This is a genomic window from Streptomyces beijiangensis (genome assembly GCF_017315755.1).
In the GTDB taxonomy this organism is placed as follows: domain Bacteria; phylum Actinomycetota; class Actinomycetes; order Streptomycetales; family Streptomycetaceae; genus Streptomyces; species Streptomyces beijiangensis.
Genome location: NZ_JAFLRJ010000243.1, coordinates 1 through 19427, shown reverse-complemented (window position 1 = coordinate 19427; position 19427 = coordinate 1). Strand labels below are relative to the sequence as shown.

15 protein-coding genes and 1 pseudogene are annotated in these 19427 nt (G+C 69.7%); 14 read left to right on the top strand and 2 right to left on the bottom strand.

All coding sequences use genetic code 11. The features are described from left to right. The 9 genes and pseudogenes from J0695_RS24410 to J0695_RS24370 form a co-directional block, all read left to right on the top strand. Positions 1 to 1140, top strand: a pseudogene (locus J0695_RS24410) (FAD/NAD(P)-binding protein); the annotation flags it as partial. 29 nt (positions 1141 to 1169) lie between these two features. After that, entirely contained in the window at positions 1170 to 2075 is a 906-nt protein-coding gene (locus J0695_RS24405) for an amino acid ABC transporter permease (protein ID WP_206965026.1), read from the top strand. A 5-nt stretch (positions 2076 to 2080) separates the two neighbouring features. Further along, entirely contained in the window at positions 2081 to 2833 is a 753-nt protein-coding gene (locus tag J0695_RS24400) for an amino acid ABC transporter ATP-binding protein (RefSeq protein WP_206965033.1), read from the top strand. A 34-nt stretch (positions 2834 to 2867) separates the two neighbouring features. Continuing rightward, entirely contained in the window at positions 2868 to 3827 is a 960-nt protein-coding gene (locus J0695_RS24395; RefSeq protein ID WP_206965024.1) for an ABC transporter substrate-binding protein, read from the top strand. A 52-nt stretch (positions 3828 to 3879) separates the two neighbouring features. Then, on the top strand, positions 3880 to 4881 hold the full coding sequence (locus tag J0695_RS24390) for an LLM class flavin-dependent oxidoreductase (protein WP_206965002.1): 1002 nt from the start codon (positions 3880 to 3882) through the stop codon (positions 4879 to 4881). After that, positions 4878 to 6176 (top strand): NtaA/DmoA family FMN-dependent monooxygenase, encoded by a 1299-nt coding sequence (locus tag J0695_RS24385; protein WP_206964999.1) that lies wholly within the window; start codon positions 4878 to 4880, stop codon positions 6174 to 6176. The genes J0695_RS24390 and J0695_RS24385 overlap by 4 nt, the downstream gene beginning before the upstream one ends. 5 nt (positions 6177 to 6181) lie before the next feature. Next, positions 6182 to 6988: a DUF1684 domain-containing protein gene (locus J0695_RS24380; protein WP_206964991.1), complete on the top strand. Its 807-nt coding sequence runs from the start codon at positions 6182 to 6184 to the stop codon at positions 6986 to 6988. 190 nt (positions 6989 to 7178) lie between these two features. Next, positions 7179 to 8078 (top strand): S1 family peptidase, encoded by a 900-nt coding sequence (locus J0695_RS24375; RefSeq protein ID WP_206964982.1) that lies wholly within the window; start codon positions 7179 to 7181, stop codon positions 8076 to 8078. A gap of 108 nt (positions 8079 to 8186) precedes the next feature. Further along, positions 8187 to 8666, top strand: a complete 480-nt coding sequence (locus J0695_RS24370; RefSeq protein WP_206964980.1) for an acyl-CoA synthetase family protein — start codon at positions 8187 to 8189, stop codon at positions 8664 to 8666. A 12-nt stretch (positions 8667 to 8678) separates the two neighbouring features. On the opposite strand, the gene J0695_RS24365 is transcribed toward J0695_RS24370, so the two are convergent. Next, on the bottom strand, positions 8679 to 9563 hold the full coding sequence (locus J0695_RS24365; RefSeq protein WP_206964978.1) for a DUF4231 domain-containing protein: 885 nt from the start codon (positions 9561 to 9563) through the stop codon (positions 8679 to 8681). A gap of 241 nt (positions 9564 to 9804) precedes the next feature. Here J0695_RS24365 and fxsA point away from each other — a divergent pair, with 241 nt between their 5' ends. The 4 genes from fxsA to fxsT all read left to right on the top strand — a co-directional run bounded on the left by fxsA (position 9805) and on the right by fxsT (position 17497). Continuing rightward, positions 9805 to 9972, top strand: a complete 168-nt coding sequence (gene fxsA / locus J0695_RS44105; protein ID WP_307798737.1) for an FxSxx-COOH cyclophane-containing RiPP peptide — start codon at positions 9805 to 9807, stop codon at positions 9970 to 9972. Between the two features lie 9 nt (positions 9973 to 9981). After that, positions 9982 to 12138 (top strand): radical SAM/SPASM protein FxsBH, inactivated beta-hydroxylase extension form, encoded by a 2157-nt coding sequence (gene fxsBH / locus J0695_RS24355; protein ID WP_206964976.1) that lies wholly within the window; start codon positions 9982 to 9984, stop codon positions 12136 to 12138. A 72-nt stretch (positions 12139 to 12210) separates the two neighbouring features. Further along, positions 12211 to 13554, top strand: coding sequence for a TIR-like protein FxsC (locus tag J0695_RS24350; protein WP_206964974.1), 1344 nt, complete (start codon positions 12211 to 12213; stop codon positions 13552 to 13554). Further along, positions 13538 to 17497 carry an FxSxx-COOH system tetratricopeptide repeat protein gene (gene fxsT / locus J0695_RS24345; protein WP_206964972.1) on the top strand — a complete coding sequence of 1320 codons (3960 nt, stop codon included), beginning with the start codon at positions 13538 to 13540 and terminating at the stop codon, positions 17495 to 17497. The genes J0695_RS24350 and fxsT overlap by 17 nt, the downstream gene beginning before the upstream one ends. Positions 17498 to 17509: 12 nt before the next feature. Here fxsT and J0695_RS24340 read toward each other — a convergent pair whose 3' ends face one another. Further along, the gene (locus J0695_RS24340) at positions 17510 to 18403 is read right to left on the bottom strand and encodes an alpha/beta fold hydrolase (protein ID WP_206965029.1); all 894 of its coding nucleotides are present in this window, start codon (positions 18401 to 18403) and stop codon (positions 17510 to 17512) included. Positions 18404 to 18546: 143 nt separating this feature from the next. On the opposite strand from J0695_RS24340, the gene J0695_RS24335 reads away from it, so the two are divergent. Beyond that, entirely contained in the window at positions 18547 to 19425 is an 879-nt protein-coding gene (locus J0695_RS24335; protein WP_307798738.1) for a slipin family protein, read from the top strand. Positions 19426 to 19427: the final 2 nt, after the last annotated feature.

Sequence of the window (19427 nt, the reverse complement as noted above, 5' to 3'; positions counted from 1 at the left end):
GTCCGCGGCTTCGGGCTCGCCTTCATCGACCTGATGGTGCTGCTCACCGAGGGGCGTGGGGGAAGCTACGGCGCGGACGGCGAGTACCGGCCCTCCGGGCAGGAGCCGGTGCTGTACGTCGGCTCACGGCGCGGAGTCCCGTACCACTCCAAGATCGGCTACACCTGGCGCGGCGAACGCCCGCCGCTGCCCCGGTTCTTCGGCCCCGAACAGATCGACGAGCTCCTCGCCAGGCCCGTCCCGCCCGACTTCCGGCGCGACATCTGGCCCCTCATCGAGAAGGAGCTGGGCTTCGCCCACTACCACCAGCTCTTCTCCGCCCACCCCGCCCGTACCGCCGTCGACTGGCCCGATTTCGAGGAGAAGTACGCCGCCGCCGACCCCGGCAGCCCCGAACTGGACGCCCTGGTCGCCGCCTCCGTCCCCGACCCCGTGGACCGGCTCGACCTGGACGCCTTCGACCATCCCCTGCAGGGGGTCCGCTTCCCCTCGTACGACGCACTCCAGGACGGACTGCGCGGCTACATCACCGCCGATCTCGACCGCCGCCACGATCCCGCGCACAGCCAGGACCTCGCAGTGTTCCTCGGCGTGCTCTCCGTGTACGGGCAGGTGACCCGGCTCGGCGACATCGGCACCTGGTGGCACGGCTTCTTCAGCTACCTCGCCTCGGGGCCGCCGGGACCCCGGCTGCGCCAGCTCCTCGCGCTCTCCCGGGCCGGAGTCGTCCGCTTCCTCGGCGCGGACATCGCCGTCGACGCGGACGAGGCCGACGGCGTCTTCCGCGCCTCGGGTGCGAGCCTGCCCGGGGAACGGATCGAGGCCCGCGCCCTCGTCGAGGCTCGCCTGCCCGACCCGACCCTTGAGCGCACCCGCAGCCCCCTGCTGCTCGCCCTCCACCAGGACGGGGCCGAGGCCACCGCGGCCGGACTCCTCGTCGTGGACCCGGCCGACGGGCGCATCGTCGAACACGGGGCAGGCCCCCACCCGCGCCGTTTCGCACTCGGCCCGCACACCACCGCCCGCTCGGGCGGGGCCTTCGCCCGCCCCGGCACCAACGCCCCCGCCTTCCGGCAGAACGACGCCGCCGCACGCACGGCGCTCGCCTTCCTGCGCGACCTGTCTCTCGTACGCACCTGACCGTTACGTCTGAACCCCCGAGGACCACCATGACGCTCATCAGCGCCGGCGATCCACCCGTCGACAAAGCGACTCCACCGCCGGGCAGAACCCCCGCGGCCGACGACTACAGCACCCTCAAGGTCGTGCCCGTACGCCACCCCTGGCGCTGGGCGGCCGTCGTCGTCACCGCGGTCCTGCTCGTCCAGTTCGCCCACGGCCTGTTCACCAACCCCGGCTGGGAGTGGGACGTCTTCGCCCGCTTCTTCACCGCCGAGACCATCCTCAAGGCGGTCTGGGTCACCCTCCAGCTGACCTTCTACGGCACGGCGCTCGGCTTCGCGCTCGGCATCGTGCTGGCCTTCATGCGGCTCTCGGCCAGCCCCTTCCTCAAGTCGGTCGCCTTCGCCTACATCTGGGCCTTCCGCTCCATCCCGCTCATCGTGCAGCTGCTCTTCTGGTTCAACCTCGCCTATCTCTACAAGGAGCTGCAGTTCGGGATCCCCTTCGGTCCCGGCTTCTTCACCTTCGACACGATGGGCCTGGTCGGCGCGATGAGCGCGGCCGTCCTGGGCCTGGCGCTGCACCAGGCAGCGTACGCGGCGGAGATCGTCCGCGGCGGCGTACTGGCCGTGGACAGCGGCCAGTTGGAGGCCGCGGCCGCCCTCGGCATCCCCCGCCTGCGCCAGCTGCGGCGGATCGTGCTGCCGCAGGCGATGCGCTCGATCCTCCCCAACGCGGCCAACGAGATCATCTCGCTCTTCAAGGGCACCTCGATCGTCTCCGTCATGGCGATCGGCGAACTCTTCTACCAGGTCCAGGTCGTCTACGGACGCAACGGCCGGGTCGTCCCGCTGCTGATGGTCGCCACGGTCTGGTACATCCTCCTGACCACCGCCCTCTCCGTCGTCCAGTACTACGTCGAACGTCACTACGCCAAGGGGGCAGCGCGATGAGCGCCATGGTCGAAGTCAGGTCCGTACACAAGAGCTTCGGCTCGCTCGAAGTCCTGCGGGGCATCGACCTGGAGGTCCGTACGGGAGAGGTCACCGTGATCCTCGGCCCCTCCGGCTCCGGCAAGTCGACCCTCCTGCGCACCATCAACCATCTGGAGAAGGTCGACAACGGCTGGATCAGCGTCGACGGCACGCTGGTCGGCTACCGCCGCTCCGGCGACAAGCTCTACGAGCTGCGCGAGCGCGAAGTCCTCAAGCAGCGCACGCAGATCGGCTTCGTCTTCCAGAACTTCAACCTCTTCCCGCACCTCACCGTCCTGGAGAACGTCACCGAGGCCCCCGTGGCGGCCCTCGGCCGGTCCAAGAAGGACGCCTTCGCGGCCGCGGAGAAGCTCCTGGACCGGGTCGGTCTCGCCGACAAGGCGACCGCGTACCCCAAGCAGCTCTCCGGCGGTCAGCAGCAGCGCGTCGCCATCGCCCGCGCGCTCGCCCTGGAGCCCAAGCTGCTCCTCTTCGACGAGCCGACGTCGGCGCTCGACCCCGAGCTGGTCGGTGAAGTGCTCGACGTCATCAAGGACTTGGCGCTGCAGGGCACCACGATGATCGTCGTCACCCATGAGATCGGCTTCGCCCGGGAGGTGGCCGACACCGTCGTCTTCATGGACGAGGGCCGGATCGTCGAGCAGGGCGCGCCCGCCGACGTACTCGACGCCCCGCAGCACGAACGCACCCGCGCCTTCCTCTCCAAGGTCCTCTGAACCCGCCGTGCGCACCTACCGCAGGAGTCCGAACGTGAAGATCATCCGTCCCCTCGCCGCCACCGTCGTCGCCGCAGCCCTCCTCACCGGCTGCTCCAGCGCCGATGCCACCACCGACGCGGTGAAGCCCAAGGGCGCCAAGGGGACCGGCATCAACATCGGCCCCGACCAGAACCGTATCCACGAGGAAAAGGTCTCCACGATCGCCGCCCAGGTGCCCGAGGCGATCCGCAAGCGCGGCACCCTCCGCTTCGGCGCCAGCGCGGACGCCTCCCCGCCACTGGGCTTCTACGCCACCGACGACAAGACCCGCATCGGCTCCGAGATCGACCTGGCGACGCTGATCGCCGACACGCTCGGGCTGAAGCCCGAGTTCGACGAGGTCTCCTGGGAGAACCTCTTCGTCGGCCTGGACAGCTCGAAGTTCGACGCCGTCCTCTCCAACGTCACCGTGACCGAGGAGCGCAAGGAGAAGTACGACTTCGCCACCTACCGCCTCGACAACATCGCCTTCGAGGCGAAGAAGGGCAGCGGCTGGAAGGTGAAGGGCCCCGAGGACGTGGCGGGCAAGACGATCGCGGTCGCCTCGGGCACCAACCAGGAGAAGATCCTCGTCGACTGGAGCAAGCAGAACGAGAAGGCGGGCCGCAAGCCCGTGGACATCAAGTACTTCCAGAAGGACACCGACTACTACCTGGCACTCCAGTCCGGCCGGATCGACGCCTACCTCGGCCCGAACCCCTCGGTCGCCTACCACGTCGCATCGGCCGGCCAGAGCGAGGCCATCGGGACCCTGTCGGGCGCCGGCTCGCTGATCCAGGGAAAGATCGCCGCCACGACGAAGAAGGACAGCGGTCTGGTGGACGCGTACGCGGCCGCGATCAACCACGTGATCGAGGACGGCAGTTACGCCAAGGTGCTCAAGCGCTGGGGCCTGTCCGGCGAGGCAGTCACCAAGTCGGAGATCAACCCGCCCGGCCTGCCCAAGGTGTGAGCCCGCAGGGCTCCACCCGGCACCCCTGACCACCGAAAGGCCGTCTGCTCCCATGTCAGCCACCCGACCACTCCATCTCTCCGCCGAGATCGGCGGGCCCGCGCACTACGACGCCGCGCACTATGTCTCCCTCGCCCGGCTCGCCGAGCGCGGCACCCTGGACTTCGTCACGCTCTCCGACACCTTCGCCCGGCCGGGACCCGACGCACTCGCCGTGCTCTCCCGGGTCGCTCCGGCCACCGAACGGATCGGCCTGGTGCCGACCGTGACCACCACGCACACCGAGCCGTTCCATGTCTCGGCCGCCGTCGCCACCCTGGACTGGGTGAGCCGGGGCCGCGCGGGCTGGGCCGTCGACGTATCGACCACCGAGGCCGAGGCGCTGCTCTTCGGCCGCCGTCCGGCCGCCCCCGGCGACGAGCTGTGGCACGAGGCGCGCGAAGTCGCCGACGTGGCAGCCAAGTTGTGGGACAGCTGGGAGGACGACGCCGAGATACGCGACACCTCGACAGGGCGCTTCATCGACCGGGACAAGCTCCACTATGTCGACTTCGAGGGGCGCACCTTCTCCGTACGCGGCCCCTCGATCGTCCCCAGGCCCCCGCAGGGGCACCCCGTCACGGTGATCGACGCGACGTCCGGCGCCGCACGCGCGGCAGCGGTCAGGCACGCGGACGTGGCGCTCGTACGGGCCGACGACCCGACCACCGCCCGCGCGGTCCGCGAGGAGATACGCGACCGGGCACGCGCCCACGGCCGCGACCCCGACCGGCTGCGCGTCCTGGCCGTGCTGCCCGTCGAGCTCCACACCACCGCCGACGCGGTGGGTCTCGCCGGGCTCATCGGGGAGTGGTACGAGGAGGGCGCCGCCGACGGGCTCCATCTCCTGCCCACCGATGTGGAGCGCGACCTGGGGTTCGTCGTCGACGGCACGGTCCCGCTGCTCCAGCACCGCGGCCTGCTGCGGCGCTTCTACCCGGGCGCGACGCTCCGCGAGCATCTGGGTCTTGCCCGGCCCGTCAACCAGTACGCACTCGCGGGGGAAGGCTCATGACCGAGAAGAAGCAGATCCATCTCGCCGCACACTTTCCCGGCGTCAACAGCACCACCGTCTGGACCGATCCCCGCTCCAGGAGCCAGATCGACTTCTCCTCCTTCGAGCAGCTCGCCAGGACCGCCGAGCGCGGCAAGTTCGACTTCTTCTTCCTCGCCGAAGGGCTGCGGCTGCGCGAGCACAAGGGGCTGATCCATGACCTCGACGTGGTCGGCAGGCCCGAGTCGATCACCGTGCTCAACGCGCTGGCCGCCGTCACCGAGCGGCTCGGTCTGGCCGCCACGGTCAACGCGACCTTCAACGAGCCCTATGAACTGGCCCGCAGACTCGCCACTCTCGACCATCTCAGCGGCGGCCGTGCCGCCTGGAACGTCGTCACCTCGTCCGACGCCTTCACCGGGGAGAACTTCCGGCGCGGCGGCTATCTCGACCGGGCCGACCGCTATACGCGAGCGGCCGAATTCGTCGATACGGCAAGGGAGTTGTGGGACTCCTGGACGCCCGACGGCGCCCCGCGCCCCGTTTCCCACGACGGCCGGCACTTCTCCGTCAGGGGCGAGTTCACCGTCCCGCGCTCCCCGCAGGGCCACCCGGTCGTCATCCAGGCCGGGGACTCCGACGAAGGCCGCGAGTTCGCCGCCGCATCGGCCGATGTCATCTTCACCCGGCACGGCACCCTGGAGGCGGGCCGCGTCTTCTACGCCGACGTCAAGGCGCGGCTGGCGGCGTACGGACGTGAGCCGTCCGACCTCAAGATCATGCCCGGTGTCACCTTCGTCCTGGGGGACACCGCTGCCGACGCCCAGGAGCGGGCCGCGGAGATCCGCAGGCAGCAGGTCTCGCCGCAGAACGCGATCCTCGCCCTGGAACAGATCTGGGGCCGCGACCTCTCCGCGTACGACCCCGACGGGCCCCTCCCCGACATCGACCCCGATCCGGAATCCGAGCTCGTCCAGGGCCGGGTGAAGATCGCCGATCCCTTCGCCATCGCCGCGAAATGGCGGGCGCTCGCCGAGGCGAAGGGGCTCTCCATCCGGCAGACGGTCATCGAGACGACCACCAGGCAGTCCTTCGTGGGCACGCCGCAAGCGGTCGCCGACGAGCTGGACGAGTTCGTCCAGACCGGCGCGGCCGACGGCTTCATCCTCGTACCGCATCTGACCCCTGGCGGCCTCGACGAATTCGTGGACCAGGTCGTCCCGCTCCTCCAGGAGCGCGGCGCTTTCCGTACGGAATACACCGGCACCACCCTGCGCTCGCACCTCGGTCTTGCCGAGCCCGTATGGAAAGGTTGATCGACATGAGCACCAGTGAAAACACCGCCACCGACGCACCGCAGGACTGGAAGAACTGGCACGAACAGCGCACCGAGACGGTCTCCGCCCCCTACGGGCCGCTGTCCCTCACCGGTACGCACTGGCTCGGCGATGCGGTGGAAGGGCGAATTCCGGACGTCCCGGGACGGTGGTCCGACGACGGCGACGAGATCGTTCTGACCGCGGCGGCCGAGGACGGGATCAGCCTTGACGGCGCGCCCTTCACCGGCGGTGCCCGGCTCACCGCCGACGGCGGCCCGGTCGCCGCCTCGCGCCTCGCGCAGGGCGGGCGGCGGCTGGTCGTGCTGCGGCGCGAGGGGCTGTGGGCGGTCCGTGTATGGGATCCGAAGTCCGAGGCGCGCCGTTCCTTCGGGGGAGTCGAGGCGACACCGTACGACGAGAAGTGGGTGCTGCCGGGCCTCTTCCGGCCGTACGGGGAGAGCCGCACGGTCCAGGTGCCCAACGCCGACGGCCGCGACCGGGGCCTCGGCCTCGGCGGTGAGCTGGCCTTCACCGTGGACGGCGACGAGCACACCCTCCAGGTGGGCGTCGAGGAGGACGGATCGCTCTGGGCCGTCTTCGCCGACACCACCAGCGGCAGGTCCAGCTACCGCTTCCGCTTCCTGCGGCCGTCGGCGCCTGCTGCCGACGGGACGGTTCTGGTCGACTTCAACCGGTCGCTGCTGCCGCCCTGCGCCTTCGCGGCGCACTTCCTGTGCCCCTTCCCTCCCCCCGGCAACAGCCTGCCGTTCGACATCGCAGCGGGCGAGCGATCGGTCCGCATCCGCTGAGCCGCAGCTGAGTACGTACTGATCGAAGGCCCGGCCGAAAGGCGCCCTTGCGCCCCACGGCCGGGCCGCGCTGTACTCCCGAACAGCGCTTGTCAGGAGCACGTGGAAGCGGAATCCCTCATGCCCCTTGGCTGCGCCTCACGGGTCCCCCCACCTTGTGGACCCTCGATTCCTTTCGGGAGGAACTGAAGTGAGGATCAAGCGCACCACCCCCCGCAGCGGTCTTGCGAGACGCGCCCGCCTGATCGCCGTAACCTCCGGCCTGGTGGCGGCAGTTGCCCTTACCGTGCCGAACGCCAGCGCCGACCAGAACCTGTCGTACAGCGCCAACCAGCTCTCCGCGGTGAGCGAAGCCGTCCAGGGAGCGGACGTGGCAGGCACCGCCTGGTACGTCGATCCGGTGACCCAGAAGCTGGTCGTCACCGCGGACTCCACGGTCTCCCCGGCGGAGATCTCCCAGATCAAGCAGGAGGCAGGGGCGAACGCCGGCGCGATACGCGTCGAGCGCACCTCGGGCCGGATCAACAAGCTCATCGCCGGCGGCGACGCCATCTACACCTCTCAATGGCGCTGCTCGGCCGGGTTCAACGTCCGCAGCGGCTCCACCTACTACTTCGTGACCGCCGGCCACTGCACCGAGGGCTCCCCGGCCTGGTACACCAGCTCATCGCGCACCACGAGCATCGGCCCGACGGCCGGCACCAGCTTCCCGGGCAACGACTACGGCATCGTGAGGTACTCCAACACCGCACTCGCCCACCCGGGCACGGTCGGCAGCCAGGACATCACCAGCGCGGCCAACCCCACCGTGGGCCAGACCGTCACCCGGCGCGGCTCCACCACCGGCATCCACAGCGGCCGGGTCACCGCGCTCAACGCGACCGTCAACTACGGCGGCGGCGACATCGTCTACGGCCTCATCCAGACCACGGTCTGTGCCGAGCCCGGCGACAGCGGCGGCCCGCTCTACGCAGGCACCACCGCGCTCGGTCTCACCTCGGGCGGCAGCGGCAACTGCTCCTCCGGAGGGACCACCTTCTTCCAGCCGGTGGTCGAAGCACTCAACGCCTATGGCGTGAGCGTCTACTGACACTGCGGCCGGCAGCGGCAGGAGCCCTCGCCCGGAACGCCGGGCGAGGGCTCTTGCGTCCTCTGAGACGATGGCAGGGGAGCTGTGCCCAGAAGAAGCAGGGGGCGTATGAAGCGCATCGGAGTGACCGGTCACCGCAGCATTCCGCCCGAAGCCGTTCCGCATGTCCGCGACAGCATGCGCGCCGTGCTCTGCGCCAACGGCGGCTCCCTGCAGGCGCTCTCCAGCCTGGCGACCGGCGCCGACCAGTTGTTCGCCGACATCGCCCTGGAGTGCGGTGCCGAACTCATCGCGGTCATCCCCAGTGACGACTACGAACTGGGCTTCGGCGACAGCGGCGAACTCGACGGCTACCACCGGCTCAAGGGCCAGGCCTCGCAGGAGATCTGGCTGGACTACCCGCATGCGACCGACGAGGCGTACTACGCGGCGGGGGCCTACATCGCCAACAACTGCGACCGTCTGCTCGCGGTCTGGGACGGACTGCCGGCGCGCGGACTCGGCGGCACGGGCGACATCGTCAACTACGCGCTCGACGTAGGCAAACCCGTCACGGTGATCTGGCAGGCCGGCATCAGTCGTACGTAACAGGACCGGCGCTCAACCCCCGTGCCGCGCAAGCCAGTCGGTGTGCTGGGGGGAGACGATCCGTTCGGTCTCGTACACCGCGGAGGACCACTGCGCCTCCGTGATCCGGCTCTCCAGGGAGGTGTGCATCGCCCTGAGCTCCTCCTCCACCAGCGCGTGGGCGGAGATCAGCGGCTGGTGCCGGCGGAACTCGGTCCAGGCGACACAGGCGGCGGCCGCCGCAGAGAACACCCCGGCGATACCGGCGCTCTCCGCCACCGAGAAGGCCCGCAGCGTCCCGAAGACCAGTGCGGTCAGAGTGAGCAGGGTGAAGGTGGCGGACCACAGGAGAGTGCCGTGCCGGGAGGCCTCCTGTTTGCGTTTGTACCAGTTGCGCTGCTCGATGAGACGGTCCCTGACGTAAGTCTCCCTGCGTACGTCGAAGGGCCTGGACCGTAACTCCCGCATGGCAGGGGTGATCAGACCCTTGTCCGGCGTCCTGAGCTCCCAGCCCACCTTCCGCAGCTCCCGCAGCCCTTCCTCCAGACGGGTGGTGAACAGCGCGTCCACGTCGGGGGATTCGGCGTCGAAGGGTGCTCCGTGGACGGCGTACCGCCAGCACATCGACTTGATGAAGTCGGCGGCCGACCGGTTGAGTTGCCAGTGCGACTTCGCCCTGCGCCGGGAGGCGAGAAAGGTGAGAAGGAGCACACCGGCGTACGCCAACGCGCTGAGCCCGCCGATGACTTGGAGCGAACCGCCGAGCTTCCCGTGCCACGGCAGTGCGGCCACCGCGGCACCCGCCACCAGCAGCAGGAGCTGGGCACGGGTCGCGGTCACGGCCTCGCGTTGCCGGGAGATGGCGAGAGTGTCCGCACGGTGGAACAGCGCGGGCAGATCGGCATTCCGGAAGACCATGCTCTGTACCGGGCCGGGAAACGCCGCCACGTGTACCCCCGTCTGCGATTTTGGTCTTCACTCTTTCGATGGAACGTGCCACTCCGAATTCCCTGGGCCCACCTTGTGCAACGCTCGTGTTTCAGGCCCCGCGTTCAGTTGCCATCAGTGTGCATGAGAGTAAAGTCGACCCGCCGACACTGCAACGGTGCGAGTATCGGCACTCCTGACCATGTCCAGAAAACACCCATCAAGGACGGCCGTGAAGACCTCCGTAAATTCCGCCTCCTTCGCCGTTGCGAAGAAGAGCCGTGTGCCGCTGGCCGAGATCGACGTACGCGGTGCCGAGGCCGCCCAGCAACTCGGTCGCATTCTCCCCGCGTCAACCGGCCGCTCCCTGCGTGCCTCGACCTTCAACTCGGCGCTCTAGACTGGCGGAATGACTGGACCCCTGGTCCCATTCCGCGAGATCGTTCTGAAAGTTCACAGCAGATGCGATCTCGCCTGCGATCATTGCTATATCTACGAATCCGCAGATCAGAGCTGGCGTACCCGCCCGAAAACGATCTCTGACGAAGCGATTCACCAGACTGCTCTGCGACTGGCGGAGCATGCCGGGACCCATGCACTGCCCTCCGTGTCAGTGATCCTGCACGGAGGGGAGCCACTCCTCGCCGGCCCCGCGCGTCTGCGCCGCGTCTGCGAAGAGCTCACCGAGGCGGTGGGGCCCGTGGCCGAACTGGATCTGCGCATCCACACCAACGGCCTGCAGCTCAGCCCCCGCTATCTCGACCTTTTTGACGAGTTCAACGTCCGTGTCGGCATCTCGCTCGACGGCGACCAGGCGGCCAACGACCGCCACCGCCGCTTCGCCGACGGCCGCACCAGCCATCCCCTGGTGCTCAGGGCCGTCGATCTGCTGCGCCAGGACCGGTACGCACACCTCAACCTCGGCCTGCTCTGCACCATCGACGTGGAGAACGACCCGCTCGCGGTGTACGACGCCCTGCTCGACCTCGACCCGCCGCGCATCGATTTCCTGCTGCCGCACGCCACCTGGGACGAGCCCCCGCACCGCCCGTCCGGATCGCCCACCGCGTACGCCGACTGGATCCTGGCGGTGTACGACCGCTGGCAGGACCAGGGCCGCCCGGTTCCGGTACGCCTCTTCGAATCGGTGCTCTCCACGCTGAACGGCGGCCCGAGCCTGACCGAATCGCTCGGCCTCGCCCCCACCGACCTGGTGGTCGTGGAGACCGACGGGACCCTGGAGCAGGTCGACTCGCTGAAGACCGCCTACGAGGGCGCCGCCGCCACCGGATTCGACGTATTCCATCACGCCTTCGACGAGGTCGCCGCCCACCCGGGCGTCCGGGCCAGGCAACTGGGGCTCGCCGGAGTGAGCGAGACATGCCGCGCGTGCCCGGTCGTACGCTCCTGCGGCGGCGGGCTCTACACCCACCGCTACCGCGACGGCTCCTTCGACCACGAATCCGTCTACTGCACGGACCTCGAAGCCCTCGTGCGCGGAATCGAGACGCGCACCCCGGCGGCCCTCCCCGCCTCGGACAACGGAGAGCTGGCCGACGCACAACAGGAACTGACCCGCACGCTGCTCGCCCGGCTCCAGGCCGACCTGGCCGGACGCGGAGGCGAACGCTGGGACGAGGCATGGGCGCTGGCGCTCCTCGTCGACGAGCGCTCGGACGAGGGGCTCGACGGAGTACTGGGCCATCCCTACGCCCGCAGCTGGCTGCTCGGCTGTCTGGACGCACTGCGCGAGGGACGGCCCCCGGAGCTCGACACGCTGGGCAGCTGCGTCGCCGCGGCCGCCGTACGGGGCGGGCTCGAGATGGCGGTCCCCGTCACGTACACCGACGGGATGCTCCATCTGCCGACGCTCGGCACGCTGCGGATCGCCGGGCCGGGAACGAGCGGCCGGGCCGAGCTGCTCGTCGCGGGCAAGGAGTTCTCCGTGGCCGGTACGGGCACCGACTGGCAGCCCCTGCGCAGGATCGGCTGCGACGGGGCGCCCGATCTGGCGCTGGACGACCTCGATCCGTACCGCGACAGCTTCGGTGCGCCACCGCACGCACGGCTGGGGACGGCCGAGGCGGAGGAGTGGAGCCGCCGGTTCGCCGGAGTCTGGGGCCGGCTGCGCCAGGAGCTCCCCGCGGTGGCCGAAGAGGCGGAGGCGTGGCTGACCACCGTCACGCCACTGGCGGCGGGGGAGCCCGCGGCAGGGCGTCACGGGCCGGGGGCGCTGGGCATCGCTGCCGACGTGCTGACCGTGGAAGGGCTGGCCCGCGGAGTGCGGCGGGCCAGGCTCCGGGCGCTGGTCGAGGTCACGGACCTTTATGCGCAGGACGGCGCCTGGTTGTATACGGCGGGCTGGGCGGCAGGGCCGGTCACCGTGTCGGAGCTGCTGGCCGGGGTGCACGAGAGGGCTGTGCTCGGTGCGTACAGCGTCGAAATCCGGCAGGCCCTGCAGTTGCTCGACCGGGCACCCGAACTGACCGTCAGCGGCAAGAGCCTGGTCGCGGACCTCTGGAAGGAATGGGGGGCCGCTTCCAGGTTGACCGAAAAGCGGCCCTGATTGACCGAACGTTGAGGGGATGGAGCAGGGGCTGCTCCGGAATGATGTCTTCATTGGGAGGACGGGGGGCGTGTGGCAGGAACAGCGCAACCGCGAACAGCGGACCATCGGCCGTACTTCTTTCTCAGTTATGCGCACACACCGAAGCACGGGGCAGGCGGTCCCGACCCGGATATGTGGGTCGAGAGGCTTTTCCGTGATCTGTGCGGCCATGTGATGGCCATGACCGACCTCCCGGCCGGAGCCCCAGCGGGCTTCATGGACCGGGAGATACGCTCCGGCGAGGGCTGGTCGGAGAGGCTCGGAGACGTACTGGCGAACTGCCGGGTATTCGTCCCGCTCTTCTCGCCGCGCTATTTCGCCAGCGAAATGTGCGGCAAGGAGTGGTATGCCTTCGCCCAGCGGGCCATCCAGCACCAGGCCCGCTCCAACCGGCCGACCGAGGCGATCGTGCCCGCACTCTGGGTTCCCGTACCGCCCCACCAACTCCCGGGCCCTGCCGAGCGGTTGCAGTTCAACCACGGCGACTTCGGGGAGCGGTACGTCACCGACGGGCTCTATGGGCTGATCAAACTCAAGATATTCAACGAGCAGTACGAGCACGCCGTATACGAACTGGCCAAGCGGATCGTGAGCGTCGCCGACGAGGCGGCCGTGCGTCCAGGACGCCCGGTCGACTACCGAATAGCCCCCAGCGCCTTCGGCCCGCCGAGCGCGGGACCGCGCCCCATGCAGCTGACCATCGCGGCCCCCACCCGGCACGAACTGCCCGAGGGCAGGGTCACCGACTACTACGGGGACAGCCCGCTGGACTGGAATCCGTACCACCCGATATCGGCCCGGCCGCTGGCCAGTATGGCCGAGGACCTGGTGCGGGCCCTCAACTACCAGGCGAGCACCGTCTCCTTCGACGAGCAGGTGCTCCATCTCGACGGGAAGCAGCCCCCGTCCCGGCCCGAGGTCCTGATCGTGGACCGCTGGGCCCTGCACGACGAGGACCGGCGCATACGGCTCGCGGCCTTCGACGCCGAACACCGGCCCTGGGTCAGCGTGGTCGTCCCATGGAACCGCGAGGACCGCCAGTCCAGAGCCGCCGAGGGCGACCTCGCGGCGAAGCTCGAGGACACCATGCCCGCCAAACTGCGCGAGGGCCGCGCCACCTCGCGGGCCGCGACCAAGGGCGTACCGAGCATGGAGGCCTTCGGGCAGGTCCTGCCCCAGGTCGTCGAGGCGGCTGCCCAGCAGTATCTGAAACACGCGGCCGTCTACCCGCCCGCGCCACCCGCCGGAGGCGGACGCCCCGAACGGCCCAGGCTCGAAGGGCCGATGGCAGGCGGTTACGGGACCATCCACTTCAGCCCAGGTACGCATGATTTCGCGCCCGACACGGAGGACACGGATGACAGCCAGTCGTGACGCAGCCCGCCCTGATCCCGAGGGGCGCATCGTCACCTTCTACTCCTACAAGGGCGGTACGGGCCGGACGATGGCCCTGGCCAACACCGCCTGGATCCTCGCCGCCAACGGCAAACGGGTCCTCGCCGTCGACTGGGACCTGGAAGCGCCTGGCCTGCACCGCTTCTTCCATCCCTTTCTGGACCCCTCGACCCTCGGCGCCACCACGGGAGTCATCGACCTGATCACCGAGTACGCCTGGGCCGCGACCAGTCCGGTCGCGCGACCCGACGACTGGCACCGCGACTACGCGCGCATCCAGCAGCACGCCGTCTCGCTCACCCCCGAGGCGCTGGGCTGGGAGTTCCCCGACGGCGGCACCCTGGACTTCGTCTCGGCGGGACGGCAGAACCGCGAGTACTCCGCCACCGTGTCCACCTTCGACTGGGACAACTTCTACGACCGGCTCGGCGGCGGCCACTTCTTCGACGCCCTGCGCGACGACATGAAGGCCAACTACGACTACGTCCTCATCGACAGCCGCACCGGCCTCAGCGACATCGCCGACATCTGCACCGTCCACCTCCCCGACGTCCTGGTCGACTGCTTCACCCTCAGCGACCAGTCCATCGACGGCGCGGCCTCCGTGGCCCGCCAGATCGACGAGCGCTACAGCAGCATCCGCTCCATCCAGATCCTCCCCGTCCCCATGCGCATCGACGAGGGCGAGAAGGAGAAGGCGGACGCCGGACGGGCCCTGGCCCGGCTGAAGTTCGACCGGCTGCCCCGCGGTCTGACCGCCGAGGAGTCGACGGCGTACTGGGGCGCGGTGGAGATCCCGTACCGGCCCTACTACGCCTACGAGGAGACCCTGGCCACCTTCGGCGACGAAGCGGGTCTCACCAACTCGCTGCTCTCCGCCTTCGAGCGGCTCGTCGCCGAGGTCACCGGCCGCCAGGTCACCTCCATGCCACCGATACCCGAAGACGCCCGGCTGCGGATCCGGGACGCCTTCACCCGGCGCAGGCCCGCACTCCCCGCCGATCTGCTGCTCACCTACGTGGCCGAGAACCGGATGTGGGCCGACTGGGTCGAATCGGTGCTCAGCCGTGCCGGCTTCCGTGTCGTGGCGCGCGACGTCTCCGTCGAACAGGACACGTCCGCCACCGAGCCGACGCCCCACGAGAGCGCGACCCGTACCGTCGTCCTCCTCTCCAGCGCCTATCTCAAGTCCACCCGCGCCATGGAGGTCTGGGAACGGACGGCCGCCGAGGACCCCACGGGCGCCCGTCGCCAGCTGCTGCCGCTGCGCGTCGGTGACGTACGGCTGACCACGCCGTACATCGACCGCAACCCCGTCGACCTGTTCCGGCTCGACGAAGTGCACGCCACCAACGCCTTGTTACGTGCGCTGGAGCGGCCCGCACAGCTCGCCGACCCCGTCGCGCCGGGACCGCGCTTCCCCGGCACTGTGCCGAAGATCTGGAACGCGCCCGCCCGCAACTCCGGTTTCACCGGCCGCTCCATGGTCCTGGAGAAGATGCGCGACCAGCTGGGCGGCGGGATGGCCGTGGTGCTGCCGCAGCCGCAGACCCTCTACGGACTCGGCGGCGTCGGCAAGACACAGGTCGCGCTGGAGTACGTACACCGCTTCATGTCCGACTACGACCTGGTCTGGTGGATCTCCTCCGAGCAGACCGACGACGTGGTGGCCGGACTCGCCGAACTCGCCGCCCGCATCGGGGCGCAGGGCGGCGAGGACATGGCGGCCGCCTCCCAGGAGGCCGTCGATCTGCTGCGCCGCGGGGTGCCCACCTCGCGCTGGCTGCTCGTCTTCGACAACGCGGACGACCCCGAGACGCTCAAGCGGTTCTTCCCGCCGGGCGGCCCCGGGCACGTCCTGGTGACCTCCAGGAACCAGAGCTGGTCGCAGTACGGGGACGCGCTGCCCGTCGACGTCTTCCTGCGCGAGGAGTCCATCGAGCACCTCAGGCGCAGGGCGCCCGGCCTCTCCGTGGAGGACGCCGACAAGGTGGCCGTCGCCGTCGGTGACCTGCCTCTCGCCGTCGAACAGGCCGCGGCCTGGATCGCCGAGACCGCGACCCCCGTCGCCACCTATCTGGAGCAGCTGACCCGGAAGGCGACCGGCGTGCTCGCGCTCAACCAGCCCGCGGGCTACCCCGAACCGGTCGCCGCGACCTGGAACGTCTCCATCGAAAGGCTCAAGGAGCGCTCACCCGCTGCCGTACGGCTGCTGCAACTCTGCGCCTTCTTCGCGCCCGAGCCGATCCACGCCAATCTCCTGTACAGCAAGGAGATGATCGAGGCGCTGAAGCCGTACGACGCCACCCTTCAGGAGAAGCTGGTGCTCGGCCGGGTCATCAGGGAGATCGGCCGCTTCGCGCTCGCCAAGGTGGATCCGGTGGGCGGCTCCATCCAGGTGCACCGCCTCGTCCAGGCGGTCATCCGCGCCCAGCTCTCCGAGGATGAGCAGCGCGACGCGCGGCACGCCGTCCACCGGATCCTCGCCGGCGCCAGGCCCGATGCGGACGAGCCGATCGACAACCCCGAGACCTGGCCGCGGTTCGCCACCATCTGGCCGCACCTCGGCCCCTCGGAGGCCAGGCTCTGCACGGAGTCGGAGACCCGCCGGCTGATGATCGACCGGGTGCGCTACCTCTGGAAGCGCGGGGACTTCATCGCCGCTTCGACCCTGGCCGGCGAGTTGCGCGACACCTGGCGCGAGACGCTGGGCGACGACGACCTCCAGTACCTCTATCTGCGCTTCCACCTCTCCAACATCCTCCGCTCGCGCGGGCGTTACGTGGAGGCGAGGGAGCTGGACGAGGAGACGCTGCGCAGGCAGCAGGACGTCCTGGGGGAGTCCCATCCGCACACGTACATGACCACGAGCTCCCTCGCCATGGACCTCGGCGCGCTCGGCTTCTACGGCAGGGCGATGGAGCTGGCGACCGAGGCGCACGAAGGGTTCCGGCAGATCTTCGACGAGTCCCATCCCAGGACACTCGCGGCGGCCAACAACCTGGCGCTGAACCTGCGGATGGCCGGGCAGTACGCACGGGCCCGCGAGATCGACCAGGACGTGTACGACCGGCGCACCGAGGTGCTCGGGCCCGAGCACCCGTACACCCTGTCCTCCGCACAGAACCTGGCGCGCGACCTGCGCGAGGTCGGACGGTACGAGGACTCCGTGGCGCTGCTCAGCCGGACGTACGACATCTTCAAGGACCAGCTCGGCAGGTCCTTCCCCGGTACGCTCGCCGCCGCCAAGTCCCTGGCCGTCTCCCTGCGCAGGGCGGGCAGGCTGGAGGACGCGCGGCGTCTGACCATCGCCACCCGGGGCCGCTACCGGGCCAAGTACACGGCGGCCAACCCCGACTGGATCGCCTGCGACCTGAACCTGGCGGCGGACCTCTTCGCCGCGGGGGATCCGGTGGGGGCGCGCGACACCGCGCAGGAAGTCGTCGACCAGTACAGGAAGGTGCCGGGCGAGCACCACCCCTACACCCTCGCCGCCATCAACAACCTCGGTATCTACCAGTGGGGTTGCGGTGCGCTGGACACCGCGGAGTCGCTGTTCCAGGGCACCATCCTCGGGATGGAGGATGTGCTCGGGGAGACCCATCCGCACACGGTCTTCGCCACCGTCAACCTCGCCAATGTCACGGCGGACCTGGGTGACCTGGAGGCGGCCCTGGAGATCGAACGAAAGGCGGTCACCACCCTGCGCACGGTGCTCGGGGCCCACCACCCCGAGACCCTGGCCTGTGCCTCCAACCTGTCGGTGACGCTGGACGCGCTGGGCCGCAAGGAGGAGGCGCAGCAGATCCGTTCGGAGGTCGTCGACGAGCTGCAGCGCCTGCTCGGCGACGACCACGCGTATGTACGGATCGCACGCGACCAGCGCCGGGTCAACCGTGACCTGGAGCCGCTCGCCGTGTGATCCCCGGGCACTTCACTCCGCCAGCCAGGTGAGGATCCCGGGCAGTGCGTGCAGTGCGTCGAAGTGCGCGGCGGCCGGTTCGAGTACGGCCGTCGCACCGGGGATGCGCCGGGCCAGCCAGCGCGAGTGGCCGACCGGCGAGAAGACGTCCTGCACTCCGTGCCAGAGCATCACCGGGCCGGGGATGTCCGCCGGGTCGAAGCCCCAGGGGCTGGAGAAGGCCAGGGCGTCGTCGATCCAGCCGTACGCCGAAGTGCGCAGCGCCTCCTGGTAGTTGCGCAGCAGCATGGCCCGCACACCGGCGTCGGAGACGATCCGGCGGTCGGAGGCGGTGAGGTCCCTGCGCAGCTGGTCCAGGAGACGCATCGGGTCCTTGCGGATCTCGTCGGAGCGCGGAATCAGCCGCGCGACGAGCTCCCTGGGGTCGTCGGATGCGATGGTGTACTCGGTGACGTTGTGCGGCCCCATCCCTTCGAACCAGTCGAGCCCCTCCGCGTCCCTGGGCGCCAGCGCCACCAGCGCGGCGGCCTTCGTGACGCGCTCGGGCAGCAGCGCCGCGCAGGCCAGCGCGTGCGGCGCGCCGCCCGAGCGGCCCACCACGGCGAACTTCTCCAGCCCCATGGCGTCCGCTATGGCGGCGACGTCCTGCGCGGCGTCCGCGACCGTACGGCCCTGGAGCCGGTCGCTGCGGCCGTAGCCGGGACGGTCGTACGCGATGATCTGCATTCCCCGCTGGTAGAGGACCATCCCGCGCGGCGCGGGACCCAGCCTGCTGCCGGGTGTCCCGTGCATCAGGAACACCGGTGCTCCGTGCGGATCACCGAGCCGCTCCACCATCAGATCCCGTCCGTCCGGGGTGCGGACGCTGCCGCGAATCCCCGAAACCCCCTTGCTGTGCGCCTGCATGGTCTGCACTGGCACTCCCCCTTCGGTCAGATGATTGCTCATCACGGCCCTCAGGCCCATAGGGCCACGACCGGGACTCCCATGTCGGGGCGGACAGGGTTACCGTCAATGGACACGCCCAATTCGGACCCTGGGGGGCCGTGGTGGTCGAAGAGCTGGTGTCGGCGGGAGTGGCTGTGGGGGCCGCGGGTGTTGTCTATGTGATGGCAGCGGCCCGGGTGGTCAAACAGTACGAGCGCGGTGTGGTCTTCCGGTTGGGAAGGCTCAAGGATTCTGTGCGGGGTCCGGGCTTCACGATGGTGGTGCCGTTCGTGGACAGGCTGCGCAAGGTGAACATGCAGATCGTGACCATGCCCGTGCCCGCGCAGGACGGCATCACCCGCGACAATGTCACGGTCCGGGTGGACGCCGTCATCTATTTCAAGGTGGTGGACGCGTCCGACGCGCTGGTGCAGGTGGAGGACTACCGTTTCGCCGTGTCCCAGATGGCGCAGACCTCACTGCGCTCCATCATCGGCAAGAGCGACCTCGACGATCTGCTCTCGAACCGCGAAAAGCTCAACCAGGGACTCGAGTTGATGATCGACAGCCCGGCGATCGGCTGGGGCGTGCAGATCGACCGGGTGGAGATCAAGGACGTCTCGCTGCCGGAGACCATGAAGCGGTCGATGGCGCGGCAGGCGGAGGCGGACCGGGAGCGGCGGGCCCGGATCATCAACGCGGACGGTGAGCTGCAGGCGTCGAAGAAGCTGGCCGAGGCCGCCGAGGTGATGTCGGACCAGCCGGCCGCGCTCCAGCTCAGGCTGTTGCAGACGGTGGTGGCGGTGGCTGCGGAGAAGAACTCCACGCTGGTGCTGCCCTTCCCCGTGGAGTTGCTGCGGTTCCTGGAACGGGCGGCCCCGCAGGCGCCGGTCGCGGCCCCGGCCCCGACCGCCCCTCCGGCTGTCCCTCCCGCCGAGCCCGAGAAGGCTCAGCTTCCGTCGGAATCCGGTCGGCAGGAGTCGAATACCGGACAGGACTAGTC

What these genes read in the sequence shown, in the direction of transcription:
- J0695_RS24405 (WP_206965026.1), top strand. Translation starts at nt 1,170, where the DNA reads ATGACGCTCATCAGCGCCGGCGATCCACCCGTCGACAAAGCGACTCCA.
- J0695_RS24400 (WP_206965033.1), top strand. Translation starts at nt 2,081, where the DNA reads ATGGTCGAAGTCAGGTCCGTACACAAGAGCTTCGGCTCGCTCGAAGTC.
- J0695_RS24390 (WP_206965002.1), top strand. Translation starts at nt 3,880, where the DNA reads ATGTCAGCCACCCGACCACTCCATCTCTCCGCCGAGATCGGCGGGCCC.
- J0695_RS24385 (WP_206964999.1), top strand. Translation starts at nt 4,878, where the DNA reads ATGACCGAGAAGAAGCAGATCCATCTCGCCGCACACTTTCCCGGCGTC.
- J0695_RS24380 (WP_206964991.1), top strand. Translation starts at nt 6,182, where the DNA reads ATGAGCACCAGTGAAAACACCGCCACCGACGCACCGCAGGACTGGAAG.
- J0695_RS24370 (WP_206964980.1), top strand. Translation starts at nt 8,187, where the DNA reads ATGAAGCGCATCGGAGTGACCGGTCACCGCAGCATTCCGCCCGAAGCC.
- J0695_RS24365 (WP_206964978.1), bottom strand. Translation starts at nt 9,563, where the DNA reads ATGGTCTTCCGGAATGCCGATCTGCCCGCGCTGTTCCACCGTGCGGAC.
- fxsBH (WP_206964976.1), top strand. Translation starts at nt 9,982, where the DNA reads ATGACTGGACCCCTGGTCCCATTCCGCGAGATCGTTCTGAAAGTTCAC.
- fxsT (WP_206964972.1), top strand. Translation starts at nt 13,538, where the DNA reads ATGACAGCCAGTCGTGACGCAGCCCGCCCTGATCCCGAGGGGCGCATC.
- J0695_RS24340 (WP_206965029.1), bottom strand. Translation starts at nt 18,403, where the DNA reads ATGCAGGCGCACAGCAAGGGGGTTTCGGGGATTCGCGGCAGCGTCCGC.